Here is a 14,104-nt window from a genome sequence, read left to right as displayed (position 1 = left end):
ATGCGTTTCGATGGTTTCAGAGGCGGGGCCCGCGCACCGTGCCGCGCTCGACGAGCGAGCAGGAAAGCAGGCGCGTTTCGGGCTCCAGCCGGGGGTCTTCCATGCGCCGCATCATGAGCGCGATGGTTTCGCGAACCATCTCCTCGATCGGCTGGCGCACCGTGGTCAGCGAAAAGGAGTCGGCCTCGGCAAGGCCGATGTCGTCGAACCCGACGATGCCGAGCTGGCCGGGCACCGACAGGCCGAAGCGATGGCGCGCCACATCCAGCGCGCCGAAGGCCAACACGTCGTTGGCGCAGAAGAGCGCGTCGGGCGGCTCGTCCATGGAAAGCAGCGCGCGGGCGGCAACGCGGCCCGCCTCGTAGCTGTATTCGGAGGCGTGCACGCTGCAATGCAGCGACAGGCCGGCGTCTTCCAGCTCGCCCACGAGCCCTTTCCCGCGGTCCTGCGAGGTGGATGCCTGTGCGGACCCGCCGAGATAGCCGATCCGCCGGTAGCCGCGTTCGATCAGCAGGCGCGCCGCCATTCGCCCGCCGGCGACATTGTCGGCGCACACCACGTCGATGTCCTTGCTGCGCGGATTGCGCGCAAAGGCCACGACGGGAATCTGCCGGCGCGCGCATTGCCCGGCCAGAAGCGGGGAAATGGCGCCGGCAGAGACGATCAGCCCATCGACGCTGTATTGAAGGATCTGGCGGGCCGCCTCGGTAAGGTCGCCGCCGCGCGAGATGTTGAAGACCAGCGCGCGCAGGCCCCGCTGCTGGATGGCGTGGGTGAAATGATCGAGCACGCTCAGATAGAGCGGATTCTTGAAGTTCGTCAGGATGATGCCGATCAGGTTGCTGCGCTGCGTCATCAGCCCGCGTGCCAGCGCGTTGGGCATATAGTCGAGCTTGGCGGCGGCTGCCATCACCCTGGCGCGCGTGCGCGCCGAAACGCTTGCGCCGGGCGTGAAGGCGCGCGAGACGGCGGAGACGGAAACGCCCGCCGCCCGCGCCACATCCATCGCTGTCACGCGCCGGCCGGCCGGCGCACCCTCATCCCTCTCGCGCATGCCGTTCCTGCGCCCATTTTTTGCAAACGCTTGCAATCAGGGTTCGTTCTAGCCTCGTGCGCATCGCCGATCAAGCAGAAAACATGCCTGCCCGCGGGGACGAGAGCCGGCGGCGAAAGTTTATTCCGTGCAAATGATTGCAGGACTCGCCCCTAGCCGAGCTCGCGGTAGGCATCGAGGGCGCGGTTTCTGGCCCTGTCGTGGTCGACGATCGGCTGCGGATAGGCCCCGGCGGGGATTCCGGTCCTCGCCAGCAGGGTCGGCGCCGCCGTCCAGGGTCTGTGGATGTGGGGCCGGGAAAGCCCCTGAAGCTCCGGCACCCAGCGCCTGACATAGGAGCCGTCGGGGTCGAACTTCTCCCCCTGAAGGACCGGATTGAAGATGCGGAAATAGGGGGCGGCATCGGCGCCGCAGCCGGCCACCCATTGCCAGCTTGCCGGATTGTTGGCCGGATCGGCATCGACCAGCGTGTCCCAGAACCAGGCTTCCCCGGCGCGCCAGTCGATGAGCAGATGCTTGGTCAGGAAGGAGGCTGCGACCATGCGCACGCGGTTGTGCATCCACCCCGTCGCCCAGAGCTCGCGCATGCCGGCATCGACCAGCGGGTAGCCAGTGCGCCCCTTCTGCCATGCCGACAGGGCCGCGGCATCGTCGCGCCATGGCATCCTGTCGAAACGGCTTTGAAAGTTGCGCTGCGCCAGATCCGGGTGGTGATAGAGAAGGTGGTAGGAGAACTCGCGCCAGCCGAGCTCGGACAGGAATTTCTCGAGATTGCGCTCGCCGTGCGGCCCGCCGTCCATGGCCGCCGCCGTCGCCGCATGCCAGACCTGCCGCACCGAGATGTTGCCGAACCGCAGATAGGGCGACAGGCGCGAGGTCGCGGGCGCGGCGGGCAGGTCGCGGTTTGCCGCATAGGCTGCGAACCCGTCCTCCAGAAACCGTTTCAGACCGCGCCGCGCGCCGGCCTCGCCGCGCTGCCAGGTCTGCCGCAGGCCCGCTGCCCAGTCGGGCGCGGCGGGCTCCAGCGCCAGGGCGGAAAGGGGAAGGCAAAGGCGCGACAGCTCGTCCGGCAAGCGGGCAAAGCGCAGCGTCTCGGGCGAGGGCAGGGGTGCGGCGGGCGGACCAAGCCTTGCCGCCGCGCGCCAGAAGGCGGAGAAGACGCGAAACGGTTTGCCCTCGCTGTTGCTTATCGTCCATGGCTCGTGGATGAGATGCCCGTTGAAGCTCCGGCCGGCAATGCCCAGACGGGCGAGCGCCGATTTGACCGCCTCGTCGATGCGGCGCTCGGCCAGACCGTAGCGCCTGTTCCAGAACACGGCCGAGGCGCTGTTCGCTGCTGCAATCCGCGGGATCATGTCGACGGCCGCGCCCCGGAAGAGCGCGAGGCCGCCGCCGCGGGCCGCCAACGCCTCGTCCAGCGCTTCGAGCGCGCCGTGAAGCCACCAGCGCGCCGCACCGCCCAGGGCGCGCAAGCCCTCGCTCGCCGCGTCGAAGTTGAAGACGCACAGCAAGGGCCGCCCGCTCCCGGCCGCCTCCCACAGCGCGGGATGATCGCCCAGGCGCAGGTCGTCGCGAAACCAGACGATGATCGGCTTATCTCGTTGCGTCATGCCTCGTTCCATCTGCTTGTGTGCGGCAGGCCCGCCCGGGGCAATTTCTAACCGTTGAGGTACCAGATCGAGAAGTTGAGCACGGCGGCGAAACCGACCCAAAGGGCAAGCGGGACAAGACATGCGGCCGCCACCTTGTCCACCAGACGAGCCCGTTCGATGGTCGCAAGGATGAGGAGCCATTGCGGGACGATGTTGAGGAGAGCCGCAAGCGGACTGTGCAGGGCAAAGAAGAGCCACGACCACAGGGCATTCAGGGCAAGCTGGGCAAAGAACAATGCAAGCGCCAGGCTACGGCCCGGCGTATCGCGGTGCGCCTGCAGAAGCCGCCATGCCGCATAGGCCATCAGGACGTAGAGCGCCGTCCATACGGGCGCGAACACCCAGTTCGGCGGATTGAACGGCGGCTTGGCGAGTTCGGCATACCAGCCCGCAATGCTGGGATAGGTGGCCAGTTGGCCAAGCACGGATGCGCCCAGGATGGGCACCACCGCCAACAGGATGTTCATAAAACTTCGCCGGCTCACGCTCGCCTCGCACGTCCGTCGGTTTCAGGAAACGTCACCATAAGCCAGGCGCCGAAGCCGTGTCTCGTCGGTCGAGAACCGCTTCGGCGCCCTTTTTGCGGTCGCTGCTTTTCTTGCACCTTACTCCTTGGGCAGGAGCACGGTGTCGATGACGTGGATCACGCCGTTGGATTGCTTCACATCGGCGATGGTCACGGTTGCCCGCCCGCCGTTCTCATCCTCGATCATGATCTTGCCGTCTTCGGCCATGGCGACGAGCGTGCCGCCGGAGACCGTCTCGATGGTGTAGCTGCCGCCCGCCTCGGCGATCATGGAGGCGAGTGCATCGGACATGACCGCCGCCGGGACCACGTGATAGGTCAGGATCTCGGTCAGCTTGCCCTTGTTTTCAGGCTTCAGAAGCGTATCGACGGTGCCTGCCGGCAGTTTCTCGAACGCCGCATTGGTGGGGGCGAAGACGGTAAACGGCCCGGGGCCCGACAAGGTGTCGACCAGCCCGGCGGCCTTCACCGCGGCAACCAGTGTCGTGTGGTCCTGGGAGTTGATAGCATTTTCGACGATGTTCTTGTTCGGATACATCGGCGCGCCGCCGACCATCACGGTGTCCTGCATGGGGTCCGCGGCAAGCGCGGCCTGGCCGAACGGCAACGAGGCCGTCAGCGCAATGGCGAGGGCGCCAGCCATGTTCGAGATCGTTTTCATGAGTTCCTCCGGGTTTGGGTAAACGCGTTGAGTGCGCATATCCTTCTACGGGCGGAGCGCATCTTCGGATCAGGACTTCACGACGTCGTGAAGATCGGTGCCGCACGCGCCGTGCGCGGGCTTCATCCCTCGAAGACGTAGAGGCCGACGTCGATCGTGCCGGCCCTGAAGCCGCCCTCGCAGTAGCAGAGATAGTAGTTCCAGAGGCGGCGGAACCTGTCGCTGAAGCCCAGGGCGCCGATCTCCGGCCAGGCCTGGTTGAAACGCCTGCGCCATTCCACCAGTGTCCGCGCGTAGCTTTCGCCGAACCGTTCCGCGGCAACCGGCACAAGACCGGCCGTGCGCGCCTGTTCGACGATGGCATCTTCGGTGGGCAGCATGCCGCCGGGAAAGACATGGGTCTGGATGAAGTCGGCACGCCGCCGGTAGGATGCGAACCGGTCCTTGCGGATCGTGATGGCCTGCAGCACGATTCTCCCGCCCGGCCGCAGACACCGGCGCAGCGTTGCGAAATATTCCGGCCAGTAGGATTCGCCCACGGCCTCGATCATTTCGATCGAGACGATGCGGTCGAACGCGCCCTTCACATCGCGATAGTCCTGCAGGTGGAACGCCGCCCTGCCTTCGAGCTGCCGGGCCTTGCGCAATGCCTGGGCATGGGAAAGCTGTTCCTGCGACAGCGTGATGCCGGTCACGCGGGCGCCCGCCTCGGCGATGCGGGCGGCAAGCGCGCCCCAGCCGCAGCCGATCTCGAGCACATGTTCGTGGCCACCGAGGTGCAGAAGCTCGACGATCCGCTCGATCTTTCGCTCCTGCGCCCGTTCCAGGTCCGTCTCGCCCGCCGCAAAGAGGGCGGAGGAATAGATCATCTGGCGATCGAGCCAGTGGCGATAGAAGGCGTTGCCGAGATCGTAGTGAAAGGCGATGTTTCTGCGGCTGCCGCGCCGGCTGTTGCCGTGCCAAAGATGGGAAAGCCGCCGCATCGCCCTGGCTGGCAGGAGGCCGGTCAGCCTGCCGTCCATCCAGGTCGCGTTGAGGGCTGCAAGTTCGATGAGGGCGGAAAGGTCCGGGCTGTCCCAGTCGCCCTCGATATAGGATTCGGCCATCCCCACATCGCCGCCCACGAGCAGGCGGCGCAACGGCCGCAGATTGCGCAGTTCCAGCGTGGCATCCGGGCCTGGCGCGCCGCCACATCGCTCCACCACCTGCCCGGAGGGGAGGATCAGCGAGATGCGGCCGAACTGCAGCCCGTCGAGGACCCGCAGCATGGCCCGCTCGACCAGGCCGCGTCGCCTGCCCGTCCGGGCTTCGGTGGAAATATGCGAAGCGGAATTCAAGCGTATTACCCCTCGATCCTGTGCGCGCCGCGGCCATTGGAGACCAGCCCTGCGCCGGCCGGTGTGTGGGGGCGAACGCGAACGCCCTTCAGCCAGATGCGCAATGCTTCCCAGTGGATTGCGGCGACGACCTTCATGGTGAGCAGCGGGATTGCGAAGAACACCCGCAGCAGCCCGGAATCGGTAAGCTCCCTGCGTTTCCCCGAAAGGGCGGCGAAGAGAACAGGCCCGGTCTCGCCATGGGTGCCGATGGCAATGCCGATCTGCTCTCCGGGCGGCCTGACCCGGAAGGTATAGGTCATGTCCATGTCCATGAAGGGAGACACGTAGAAGCGCTTGCCGCACTGCTGGGCGGCGCGGCCCTGCGTGTTTGCGGCGGCCAGCACATAGCGGTGGCGTTCGCGGAAGGTGTTGTGCACCTCGTAGACCATCGCCCTCAGATCCCCGTCCGGGCCGTAGCAGAAATAGGTGCTCAAGGGGTTGAACACGTAGCCGAGGACGCGGGGCATCGTCAGGACGCCTATTCGGGCGTCCGACGGATCGATGCCGGCCTCGCGAAGGGCAGCGACGATCTCCTCGCGCAGGCTTTGGCCCGGCCGATGAAGATGGTCGCGATCATGGAAGGCGAACAGGTTGAAGCGGTTGTGGGAGAACAGGCGCAGCCTTCGGCCGATCGCCTCGATCTCGTCGAGATCGAGATAGAGCCAATAGCAGCGATAGCGCAGGCGATGCCGGCGCGGCGTGAGCCGGTGATGGACGACGTCGCCGACGAAGATTGCCGAAGGCGCGCCCATCAGGGTGCGCCCTCCAGCGCGGCGGCTGCGCAAGGCGCACCGGAAATCACGATGCGGCCGGACTCGTCGCGAACGCGCCAGGGCCGCCTGACGCCACCCAGCGCCTCGGCAACGGCCAGCCCTGCCTGGAGCCCGTCCTCGTGAAAGCCGGCACCGAAATAGGCGCCGCAGAACCACGTTCGGCGCGCGCCCTGAAGGCTCCACAGTTGCTCTTGCGCCTGCATCGCGCCTGCATCGAAGCGGGGATGGGCGTATCGCTCGCGGCATATCAGGCTTGCCGGGTTCGGTTCGCGCAGCGGGTTGAGCGTCACGAAGAGCGGCCTCTCGGTCGCCAGCCCCTGCAGGCGGTTCATCCAGTAGGTGACCGACAGGCGTCTCGCGCCACCGGCCTCCCTGCTCGCCAGATAGTTCCAGCTCGACCATACGCGGCGGCGGGGCATGAGGCTTTCATCGCTGTGGAGGACGGCGTCGTTCTGCGTGTAGCCGAAGGCGCCGAGAAGCTTCCGTTCCTCGCTTGTGGGCTCGCCCAGCATGGAAAGCGCCTGGTTGGCGTGGGTTGCGATGACCACATGATCGAAGCGCTCGGCGCGTCCTTCGGCATCGACCAGCTCGACATGGAGGTTCGAACGAATGACGCGGGCAATCGGGCGCGACAGCGCGATGCGGCCCTGGTAGTCCTCCACGAGGCGTTGGACATAGGCGCGGCTGCCCCCGCGCACCGTCCTCCAGAGGGGCCGTCCCGAGAGCTTCAGAAGGCCGTGGTTGTGAAAGAAGCGGATGAAGGCGCGCGCGGGATAGGCGCCGATGTCCCCGACCGGCGTCGACCAGATCGCGGCAGCCATCGGATACAGGTGATCGTCGCGAAAGGCCGCGCCATAGCCGCGCAGCGCCAGATAGTCGGCAAGCGACAGATTGCCGAGGCTGCCGATATCGTCCGGTGCGTCCCTGTAGAAGCGCCGCAGGTCGCGCAGCATCGACCAGAAACGCCCGCGTGCCAGGTTGGAGGGCTGCGCCAGCAGACCGGCGAGGCCGGAGCCCGAATATTCGAAGCGGCCCCCATCGAGGGAGACGGAGAACGACATCTCGGTCGGTTCGCTCTGCACGCCCAGATGCCGGAACAGCGCGGTAAGATTGGGGTAGTTCTGTTCGTTGAACACGATGAAGCCGGTGTCCACCGGCACGCCCCCGGCCTCGACCGTGTTGGCGTGACCGCCAAGCCGGGCGTCCGCCTCGAAGAGGGTTACCGCATGATGCTTTGACAGAAGCCACGCCGCCGAAAGGCCGGAGATTCCACTTCCCACGACGGCAATCTGAAGCTTCTTTGTCGGTGGCATCATTCGTGATCGTAAAATTGCTGGTTTGCCTGGCGGATTTGCGCCATTTCCTTGCTAAGGTCGATGGCTTGTACGAAGCATGGCGCACTTTGGATCACCGCACACTGATCCAAATCCGACAAGCCAACGTAAATGAGGGCATGAATGAAGCGGCTGCGGCATTGGATCATCTCACGAGGCGGCGCGACTGCGCGAGGCCGGTTGGAAAGGTTTTCGTAAGACCGATGCTCAAGCGGGAATCGGTGGACCCGGATCAACTCAGCCGTCTGGTCGAAGCCATTGCCGCCAGCCAGGACAGGGCGGCTTTCGCCGCTCTTTTCGAGCAAATGGGACCGCGCGTGAAAACCTATCTGATGCGTTCGGGCACTGCGCCGGAAGTCGCGGAAGAGATCGCCCAGGAGACCATGCTGGTCGTCTGGCGCAAGGCATCCTATTTCGATGCCGCACGCGCGGGCGCCGCCACCTGGATCTTCACCATTGCGCGCAATCTGAGGATCGACTGGCAGCGGCGAAACCAGAGAAGCGAGCCGATGTCGCCTGGGGCAGAAGAGGAGGCGGATCTTTCGCCAACGCCCGAGGAATCGGTTCTGGCCTCCTTCCGCGAAGCGCGCGTTCGTGCGGCACTTGGAGAATTGTCGGAGGAACAGGCCACCATCGTGCGCCTGTCCTTCTTTGCCGAGAAGCCGCATGGCGAGATTGCCCGCGAGCTGGGCCTGCCGCTCGGTACCGTCAAGTCGCGCGTTCGGCTGGCCCTGGCGAGGCTGCGCCGTATACTGGACGAGGCGCCATGAGCATCCTGCATCATCCGAGTGACGAAACGCTTCTGCGATTTGCCGCCGGTTCCCTGCCGGCCGGGCCGGCGCTCGTCGTGGCCTCGCATCTGGAGGGCTGCGCGGTGTGCCGCAATCGCGTCGCCCAGTTCGAGGCCGTCGGTGGCGCGATGCTGGCCGATCTTCCGCCGACGCCGCTCAAGGCGGATGCCTTTGCCCGCGTTCTCGCGCGCGCGCAGGCGGGCCAGGCGGAAAAGGACACGCCGGAAGGCATCTTCCTTGAGCGAGAAGCCCCCAAGAAGCTGGATGGGATCGTGCTCCCCCGCGCCCTCCATGGCTGCGCCATCGGGGCGTGGCGCTGGGTGGGGCCGGGTATCCGCGTCAGCCGCGTCGTGGTTCCCCATGCACGGCAGGCCAATGTGATCCTGCTCAAGGTCCGGGCGGGCCGTCACATGCCCGCCCACGGGCACACGGATTTCGAGATTACCCAGGTTCTGCGGGGATCCTTCCGCGACGGGGGCAAGCGCTATGGCGTGGGCGATGTTGCCGAGGGCGACAGCGAGTGCGACCACGCGCCGGTTGTGGGGGAGGAGTCCGAGTGCATTTCGCTTGCGGCGATCGAGGGACATATCCGCTTCCGCGGCCCGATCGGCCGGCTGCTTCAACCCCTGGTGGGGCTGTGAGGGCCGTGCCCGCCATCATCCGCGGCAAGATGCCGAAGGAAGCTGCCGCGCAGACGATGCGGGAGGCCGGCTGATGCTTGCGGGCGTGGCGGGAGTTTTTGTCGGCGCCTCCCTTGTCATGGCGCTGGCCTGGCTCATCGGCGAGCGCACCGGCCAATCGGGCTGGGCAGATGCGATATGGTCGCTCTGTGTGGGCATGCTTGGCGTCGCGGCGGCCCTGCTGCCGCTTGCCGACGAGCCGGCGCCATCCCCCCGCCAATGGCTGGTGGCCGCCATGGCTGCGGCCTGGTCCGCACGCCTGGCCGTCCATATCGCTCTTCGCACACATGGCCGCGCAGAAGACCCGCGCTACGCCGAGCTGCGGCGCGAATGGGGCGGGGAGGCGCGCTGGCGGCTCTTCTGGTTCTTTCAGATCCAGGCTGTCGTTGCTGCGGTTCTGGCGCTCAGCATCGCACTTGCCGCTCGCAACCCGGCTCCCGGCCTGCGCCTTCTCGACTGGCTCGGCCTTGCCGTCATCGCGGCAGCGATTGTCGGCGAGGCAGTGGCCGACCGCCAGCTTCAACGCTTTCGCACGAGGTCCAGAAGTTCCGGGGCGGTGTGCGAGGTCGGCCTCTGGCGGTTTTCCCGTCACCCGAACTATTTCTTCGAGTGGCTGGTCTGGGTGGCCTATCCGTTGATCGCCTTCGATCCGGGCGGCGGCTATGGCTGGGGCTGGCTGGCGCTTTCGGCGCCGGTCCTGATGTATTGGCTGCTTGTGCATGTGTCCGGCATTCCGCCGCTCGAGGCGCATATGCTGAGAACCCGGGGCGATGCGTTCCGTGCCTATCAGGCGCGCGTCAATGCCTTCTGGCCGGGCGCGGCAGGCACCCCTCCACCAGGCGAGGCACACCGATGAACCTTTCCAGGGCCGCCACGGGCTTTGCGGAGCAATGGCCCGTTCCCGATGCATGGATCGAAGCAGGCATCGCCGGGCTTGTTTCGCGCACGAGACGGCGGCTTGCCGAAGCGCCGGACGATGCGACGCTCACCTTCGCCCGGGCGATGGACGACCACCCGATCGCCGAACATCCCGAAGCGGCCAACGCCCAGCATTATGCGCTGCCGCCGGCATTCTTCCGGGCGTTTCTCGGACCGCGAATGAAATATTCCTGCTGTCTCTATCCGGGCGGCGGGGAAAGCCTGGCCGAAGCGGAGGTTTGCGCGCTCGAGGAGACGGTGCTGCACGCCGACCTGCACGACGGCCAGCGGATCCTCGAGCTTGGTTGCGGCTGGGGCTCGCTGACGCTGTTCATGGCCGAGCGCTTTCCCTCCGCGCAGATCGTTGCGGTGTCGAATGCCGCCTCGCAGGGCGAGCACATCAGGGCCGAGGCCCGGCGCCTGGGCCTCAACAACGTGACGGTGCTGACCGCCGACATGAACGCCTTTCAGCCGCGCCAGACCTTCGATCGCGTGGTGTCGGTGGAAATGTTCGAGCACATGGCGAACTGGCGGGCATTGCTTGAGCGCGTCCGCGGCTGGGTGCGGGACGACGGGCGCGTGTTCATCCATGTGTTTTCCCACAGGCAGGTGCCCTATCGGTTCGATCACCGCAACCGTGCGGACTGGATCGCGCAGCATTTCTTCACCGGCGGCATCATGCCCAGCCACAGTCTGATCGGGCATTTTCCCGACCTGTTCGAGGTCGAGCGGGACTGGCGCTGGAACGGGCTTCACTACGCGCGCACCGCCCGTCAGTGGCTTTCCGCCTTTGACGAAAATCGCGCCGTGGTCGATCCGATCCTCGAGCGGGTCTACGGCCGGGAGGCGCGCCTCTGGCATCGCCGATGGAGGCTCTTCTTTCTCGCCACGGCCGGGTTGTTCGGCCATGGCGACGGCCTCGAGTGGGGCGTGAGCCATTATCTCCTGCGTCCCGCCGCAGGCTTGACGGCGGATTGATCCGAGCGGCTCCCGCTGAAGGCTCAGCCGCCAGCGCCCTTGCTTAACGCCTGGGTGACGAGATAGCCGGAGAGGGCGGCGGTCGAGGTGAGAACCGTTCCCCAGGCCAGATCCGCCATGGTCACCACAGCGGACCAGCCCTTCAGGGTCGCGTGGTTGGTCAGGTCATAGGTGGCATAGGCCACGAAGCCGAAGATGGCGCCATGGATGAGGGCGGTGGTCCAACGCTCGAGCGCCAGGGCGGGGGCGACCGCGAAGAACACGATGCCGAAAATGTAGATCATGTAGAACAGCGCGGCAGGCACCGGCTTGAAGCCGTCGAGCAGGAGCGGCCCGATCGTCGGCTGATAAAGAACCCGGTTCATCACCCACAGCCAGATTGCATCGACCGCAAGGAAGATCAGCCCGGTTGCGAGATAGGCTGTGGCGTAGAGCTTCATGGGGCTGTCTTTCCCGTTCGTGTGAACAATGCCTGAGCCCGCAAGCTGTCGGGCCCCGTGGCGCAGGGCCCCGGCGCGGCGTTCAAGCCGAGAACCGGGGTTCCCGCCCGCAACGCCGCTTCAGCGGCCTTCGGACTCGATGGCGGCAAGCACCTCCTCGGCGTGGCCTGCGACCTTGACCTTTTCCCACACGCGCAGGACCCTGCCGTCCGGGGCGATGAGGAAGGTGGTTCGCTCGATCCCCATATACTTCCGGCCGTACATGGATTTCTCGACCCACACGCCATAGGCTTGCGCGACCGCGTGATCGGGATCGGACGCAAGGGCCACGGTGAGATCGTGCTTCTTGCGGAACTTCTTGTGGCTTTCGGGCGTGTCGGGCGAGATGCCGACAACCTTGCAGCCGGCCGCCTCGAACTTGCCTTCAAGGGCTGAAAAGGACGCAGCCTCGGTGGTGCAGGCAGGGGTGTCGTCCTTCGGGTAGAAATAGACCACGACAAAGCTGCCGCGATGATCCGCGAGGCGGAACGTCTGGCCTGCATCCGTTTCCAGCGTGAAATCCGGTGCCGGGTTGCCGGGTTGAATGGCGCTCATGTGGGCTCCTCATCCTTTCCATGCTGCCTTTCTCCTTCCTCTACGCATCGAACGGCCATCTGGATCACGTTGTGCAGGGCGGGGCCTGTCCCGACCTGCCGGCGCGGCTCCTTTCCGGCGTGAACGCCGCCGCCCTTGACGCCGATCAATGATTTGCCGAGCGCGGCGTGGTGTGCTCGCGCAGGTTTGGCAAAGGCGCGGGCATGGTTTGGACCGCGCCTCACTTCGGGAGGCAGCGATGTCGAGACTGTGGACTGGCACCACCCTGGCAACCCTTGCACTTGCAACATCCATGAACGCTTCGGTCGCGGCGGCAGACGAAGAGCGCGATGGGTGGCCCCGCTGGGGTTGGGGCATGGAGCGCATGATGGGCGGCGATTGGGGCCCCGGCATGATGGGTTGGTGGCGCGGCGACGGGATGCTGGACAGGGTGGACGGCCGCCTTGCCTATATGAAGACCGAGATCGGGATCACGCCGGAGCAGACCGCCGCGTGGGATGCCTTCGCGGCTGTCGTGAAGACGTCTGCGGCAGCGCACAACGATATGATGCGCGCAATGGCCGAGCAGTTCGCCGATGGGAACACACCCGAGCTGGCGTTGCCTGGCCGGCTCTCCTGGCAGATCGCGCAGATGGAGACGCAGCTGGAGCAGATGCGGTCGCTCAAGGCGGCGGCGGACGCTCTTTATGCCGTGCTCAGCGAGGAACAGAAGGCAGAGGCAGATGATGTCGTCCTGCCGATGATGGGGATGGGCCCTGGCAGGCGCCAGGGCGGGCATATGATGCGCTGGTAAGGCATCTCTTGCCGCGCTCAGGAAACGGCGATGGCGACACCGCCGAGGGCGGCGGCCACGACCACCATCCAGGCCGGCGCCTTCCATGCTGTCAGGAGGACAAAGCAGGTCAACGCCAGGGCGAACTCGTAGGGCCCGGTGATCGCGGTGGTCCACACCGGCTGATAGAGGGCCGCGCCGAGGATTCCGACGACGGCGGCGTTGGCGCCGCGCATCAGCGCCTGGGCGGCGGGGCGGGTGCGGAAGGTATCCCAATAGGGGATGATGCCGACGAGGAGCAGGAAGCCCGGTAGGAAGATGGCGACGAGGGCGATTGCCGCCCCCGCAAGCCCGCCCTGGGGGCCAAGAAGCGCCCCGAGATAGGCGGCGAAGGTGAAGAGCGGACCCGGCACCGCCTGGGCTGCGCCATAGCCTGACAGAAACTGATCCGCGGAGACCCACCCGGTGCGCACGACTTCCGATTCAAGCAGCGGCAGGACGACGTGTCCGCCGCCGAACACCAAGGCTCCAGCCCTGTAGAAGGAATCGAAGACGGCAAGCTCCGGCACCTGCACGGCCGCGGAAAGGGCAGGCAGGCCGGCAAGCAGGGCAAGGAAGACGACAAGGGCCGTGGCCCCCGCCGCGTGGGAGACGGGGAAGGTGATGTGCCCGGAAACCGCCGCATCGGCACCCCGGCACAGCCACAGCCCGGCCAGACCGCCGGCGGCAATTGCGGCGATCTGGCCGATGGAGCCGGAGACGAAAACGACGATGAGCACGGCGGCAAGCGCGATGCTGGCGCGCGTCCGGTCGGGGCAAAGGGTTCTCGCCATACCCCAGACCGCCTGGGCGACGATGGCCACGGCAACCACCTTCAGACCGTGGATGACGCCAAAGCCCGCCGTCCCGCCGAAGACGCCCGCACCGAGCGCAAACAGCACGAGAAGAAGCGCGGAAGGCAGGGTGAAGGCTGTCCACGCCGCTGCGGCGCCGAGCGGCCCGGCGCGCAGAAGCCCGAGCGCGAAGCCCACCTGGCTGGAGGCCGGCCCCGGCAGGAACTGGCAGAGCGCCACCAGATCCGCATAACCCTTCTCGTCGATCCATTGCCGGCGAAGGACGAGCTCTTCGCGGAAATAGCCGAGATGGGCGATCGGGCCCCCGAAGGAGGTCAGCCCGAGCTTCAGGAAGGCGAGGAAGACCTCCCCCGCGCGCCCCGCCCGCCCTGCGGCCCGGGCCTGTCTTTCCATCGCTGCCTCGTCCATCGTTCACGGCCTCCTCGGTGGGCGCAGGCCGCCCGCGCCATGGCCGGGATGGCGGCAACGCGGGGGCCGGCTGCGAGAATTGCACAATTCTCTTGCCATCATGCAACATCGTGGCGATCACGCGGGGCCTGCCATCCTCGGCCGGAAGAGGGGGCTGCCCGCTTCCAGGGCGCCGGTCGCCCCGCTTCGTCCCCGCTGCCTGCCGGGACAACCGGATTAAGTTGACAATATTTATCCTATTTTATAGCGGTGCCCTCGCAGGCAGCCACGCCCCACCCGGCGAAGCAACC

Annotated in this window: 15 protein-coding genes; 5 read left to right on the top strand and 10 right to left on the bottom strand. The window is 66.4% G+C overall.

What is annotated here, in order from left to right; genetic code table 11:
* Positions 1-16 precede the first annotated feature (16 nt).
* The 7 genes from NYR58_RS02440 to NYR58_RS02410 all read right to left on the bottom strand — a co-directional run bounded on the left by NYR58_RS02440 (position 17) and on the right by NYR58_RS02410 (position 7,361).
* The gene (locus NYR58_RS02440) at positions 17-1,054 is read right to left on the bottom strand and encodes a LacI family DNA-binding transcriptional regulator (protein WP_261518884.1); all 1,038 of its coding nucleotides are present in this window, start codon (positions 1,052-1,054) and stop codon (positions 17-19) included.
* 152 nt (positions 1,055-1,206) lie between these two features.
* Positions 1,207-2,664 carry a cryptochrome/photolyase family protein gene (locus tag NYR58_RS02435; RefSeq protein ID WP_261518883.1) on the bottom strand — a complete coding sequence of 486 codons (1,458 nt, stop codon included), beginning with the start codon at positions 2,662-2,664 and terminating at the stop codon, positions 1,207-1,209.
* Positions 2,665-2,711: 47 nt separating this feature from the next.
* Positions 2,712-3,173, bottom strand: a complete 462-nt coding sequence (locus NYR58_RS02430; protein WP_261518882.1) for a TspO/MBR family protein — start codon at positions 3,171-3,173, stop codon at positions 2,712-2,714.
* A gap of 138 nt (positions 3,174-3,311) precedes the next feature.
* On the bottom strand, positions 3,312-3,893 hold the full coding sequence (locus tag NYR58_RS02425) for a fasciclin domain-containing protein (protein WP_261518881.1): 582 nt from the start codon (positions 3,891-3,893) through the stop codon (positions 3,312-3,314).
* A gap of 122 nt (positions 3,894-4,015) precedes the next feature.
* A complete protein-coding gene (locus NYR58_RS02420) occupies positions 4,016-5,161 on the bottom strand; it encodes an SAM-dependent methyltransferase (protein WP_261518880.1) in 1,146 nt (381 codons plus the stop codon).
* Positions 5,162-5,235: 74 nt separating this feature from the next.
* The gene (locus NYR58_RS02415; protein WP_261518879.1) at positions 5,236-6,024 is read right to left on the bottom strand and encodes a DUF1365 domain-containing protein; all 789 of its coding nucleotides are present in this window, start codon (positions 6,022-6,024) and stop codon (positions 5,236-5,238) included.
* The gene (locus NYR58_RS02410) at positions 6,024-7,361 is read right to left on the bottom strand and encodes an NAD(P)/FAD-dependent oxidoreductase (protein ID WP_261518878.1); all 1,338 of its coding nucleotides are present in this window, start codon (positions 7,359-7,361) and stop codon (positions 6,024-6,026) included. The genes NYR58_RS02415 and NYR58_RS02410 overlap by 1 nt, the downstream gene beginning before the upstream one ends.
* A gap of 221 nt (positions 7,362-7,582) precedes the next feature.
* Here NYR58_RS02410 and NYR58_RS02405 point away from each other — a divergent pair, with 221 nt between their 5' ends.
* The 4 genes from NYR58_RS02405 (at position 7,583) to NYR58_RS02390 (ending at position 10,746) form a co-directional block, all read left to right on the top strand.
* Positions 7,583-8,149, top strand: coding sequence for a sigma-70 family RNA polymerase sigma factor (locus tag NYR58_RS02405; RefSeq protein ID WP_261518877.1), 567 nt, complete (start codon positions 7,583-7,585; stop codon positions 8,147-8,149).
* On the top strand, positions 8,146-8,811 hold the full coding sequence (locus tag NYR58_RS02400) for a ChrR family anti-sigma-E factor (RefSeq protein ID WP_261518876.1): 666 nt from the start codon (positions 8,146-8,148) through the stop codon (positions 8,809-8,811). Before NYR58_RS02405 ends, NYR58_RS02400 begins: the two co-directional genes overlap by 4 nt.
* 73 nt (positions 8,812-8,884) lie before the next feature.
* Positions 8,885-9,706, top strand: coding sequence for a DUF1295 domain-containing protein (locus NYR58_RS02395; RefSeq protein ID WP_261518875.1), 822 nt, complete (start codon positions 8,885-8,887; stop codon positions 9,704-9,706).
* On the top strand, positions 9,703-10,746 hold the full coding sequence (locus NYR58_RS02390) for an SAM-dependent methyltransferase (RefSeq protein WP_261518874.1): 1,044 nt from the start codon (positions 9,703-9,705) through the stop codon (positions 10,744-10,746). Before NYR58_RS02395 ends, NYR58_RS02390 begins: the two co-directional genes overlap by 4 nt.
* Before the next feature lie 23 nt (positions 10,747-10,769).
* Here the strand turns inward: NYR58_RS02390 and NYR58_RS02385 are convergent, their stop codons facing one another.
* Together NYR58_RS02385 and bcp are read right to left on the bottom strand one after the other, a co-directional pair.
* Positions 10,770-11,186 carry a DUF2177 family protein gene (locus NYR58_RS02385; RefSeq protein ID WP_261518873.1) on the bottom strand — a complete coding sequence of 139 codons (417 nt, stop codon included), beginning with the start codon at positions 11,184-11,186 and terminating at the stop codon, positions 10,770-10,772.
* A 120-nt stretch (positions 11,187-11,306) separates the two neighbouring features.
* The gene (gene bcp, locus NYR58_RS02380) at positions 11,307-11,780 is read right to left on the bottom strand and encodes a thioredoxin-dependent thiol peroxidase (RefSeq protein ID WP_261518872.1); all 474 of its coding nucleotides are present in this window, start codon (positions 11,778-11,780) and stop codon (positions 11,307-11,309) included.
* 238 nt (positions 11,781-12,018) lie between these two features.
* Between bcp and NYR58_RS02375 the strand changes: the two genes are divergently transcribed.
* On the top strand, positions 12,019-12,573 hold the full coding sequence (locus NYR58_RS02375; protein ID WP_261518871.1) for a Spy/CpxP family protein refolding chaperone: 555 nt from the start codon (positions 12,019-12,021) through the stop codon (positions 12,571-12,573).
* A 17-nt stretch (positions 12,574-12,590) separates the two neighbouring features.
* Here the strand turns inward: NYR58_RS02375 and chrA are convergent, their stop codons facing one another.
* Positions 12,591-13,814, bottom strand: coding sequence for a chromate efflux transporter (gene chrA / locus NYR58_RS02370; protein WP_261518870.1), 1,224 nt, complete (start codon positions 13,812-13,814; stop codon positions 12,591-12,593).
* Between the last annotated feature and the right edge of the window lie 290 nt (positions 13,815-14,104).

It is taken from the genome of Chelativorans intermedius, assembly GCF_025398255.1.
Classification (GTDB): Bacteria; Pseudomonadota; Alphaproteobacteria; order Rhizobiales; family Rhizobiaceae; genus Chelativorans; species Chelativorans intermedius.
Note: the sequence above shows the minus strand (reverse complement) of the source record. Positions and strands in the feature narration are given on the sequence as shown.

Coding starts and splice junctions, on each gene's coding strand:
- NYR58_RS02440 (WP_261518884.1), bottom strand. CDS start 1,054: ATGCGCGAGAGGGATGAGGGTGCGCCGGCCGGCCGGCGCGTGACAGCG.
- NYR58_RS02435 (WP_261518883.1), bottom strand. CDS start 2,664: ATGACGCAACGAGATAAGCCGATCATCGTCTGGTTTCGCGACGACCTG.
- NYR58_RS02430 (WP_261518882.1), bottom strand. CDS start 3,173: ATGAACATCCTGTTGGCGGTGGTGCCCATCCTGGGCGCATCCGTGCTT.
- NYR58_RS02425 (WP_261518881.1), bottom strand. CDS start 3,893: ATGAAAACGATCTCGAACATGGCTGGCGCCCTCGCCATTGCGCTGACG.
- NYR58_RS02420 (WP_261518880.1), bottom strand. CDS start 5,161: ATGCTGCGGGTCCTCGACGGGCTGCAGTTCGGCCGCATCTCGCTGATC.
- NYR58_RS02415 (WP_261518879.1), bottom strand. CDS start 6,024: ATGGGCGCGCCTTCGGCAATCTTCGTCGGCGACGTCGTCCATCACCGG.
- NYR58_RS02410 (WP_261518878.1), bottom strand. CDS start 7,361: ATGATGCCACCGACAAAGAAGCTTCAGATTGCCGTCGTGGGAAGTGGA.
- NYR58_RS02405 (WP_261518877.1), top strand. CDS start 7,583: ATGCTCAAGCGGGAATCGGTGGACCCGGATCAACTCAGCCGTCTGGTC.
- NYR58_RS02400 (WP_261518876.1), top strand. CDS start 8,146: ATGAGCATCCTGCATCATCCGAGTGACGAAACGCTTCTGCGATTTGCC.
- NYR58_RS02395 (WP_261518875.1), top strand. CDS start 8,885: ATGCTTGCGGGCGTGGCGGGAGTTTTTGTCGGCGCCTCCCTTGTCATG.
- NYR58_RS02390 (WP_261518874.1), top strand. CDS start 9,703: ATGAACCTTTCCAGGGCCGCCACGGGCTTTGCGGAGCAATGGCCCGTT.
- NYR58_RS02385 (WP_261518873.1), bottom strand. CDS start 11,186: ATGAAGCTCTACGCCACAGCCTATCTCGCAACCGGGCTGATCTTCCTT.
- bcp (WP_261518872.1), bottom strand. CDS start 11,780: ATGAGCGCCATTCAACCCGGCAACCCGGCACCGGATTTCACGCTGGAA.
- NYR58_RS02375 (WP_261518871.1), top strand. CDS start 12,019: ATGTCGAGACTGTGGACTGGCACCACCCTGGCAACCCTTGCACTTGCA.
- chrA (WP_261518870.1), bottom strand. CDS start 13,814: ATGGACGAGGCAGCGATGGAAAGACAGGCCCGGGCCGCAGGGCGGGCG.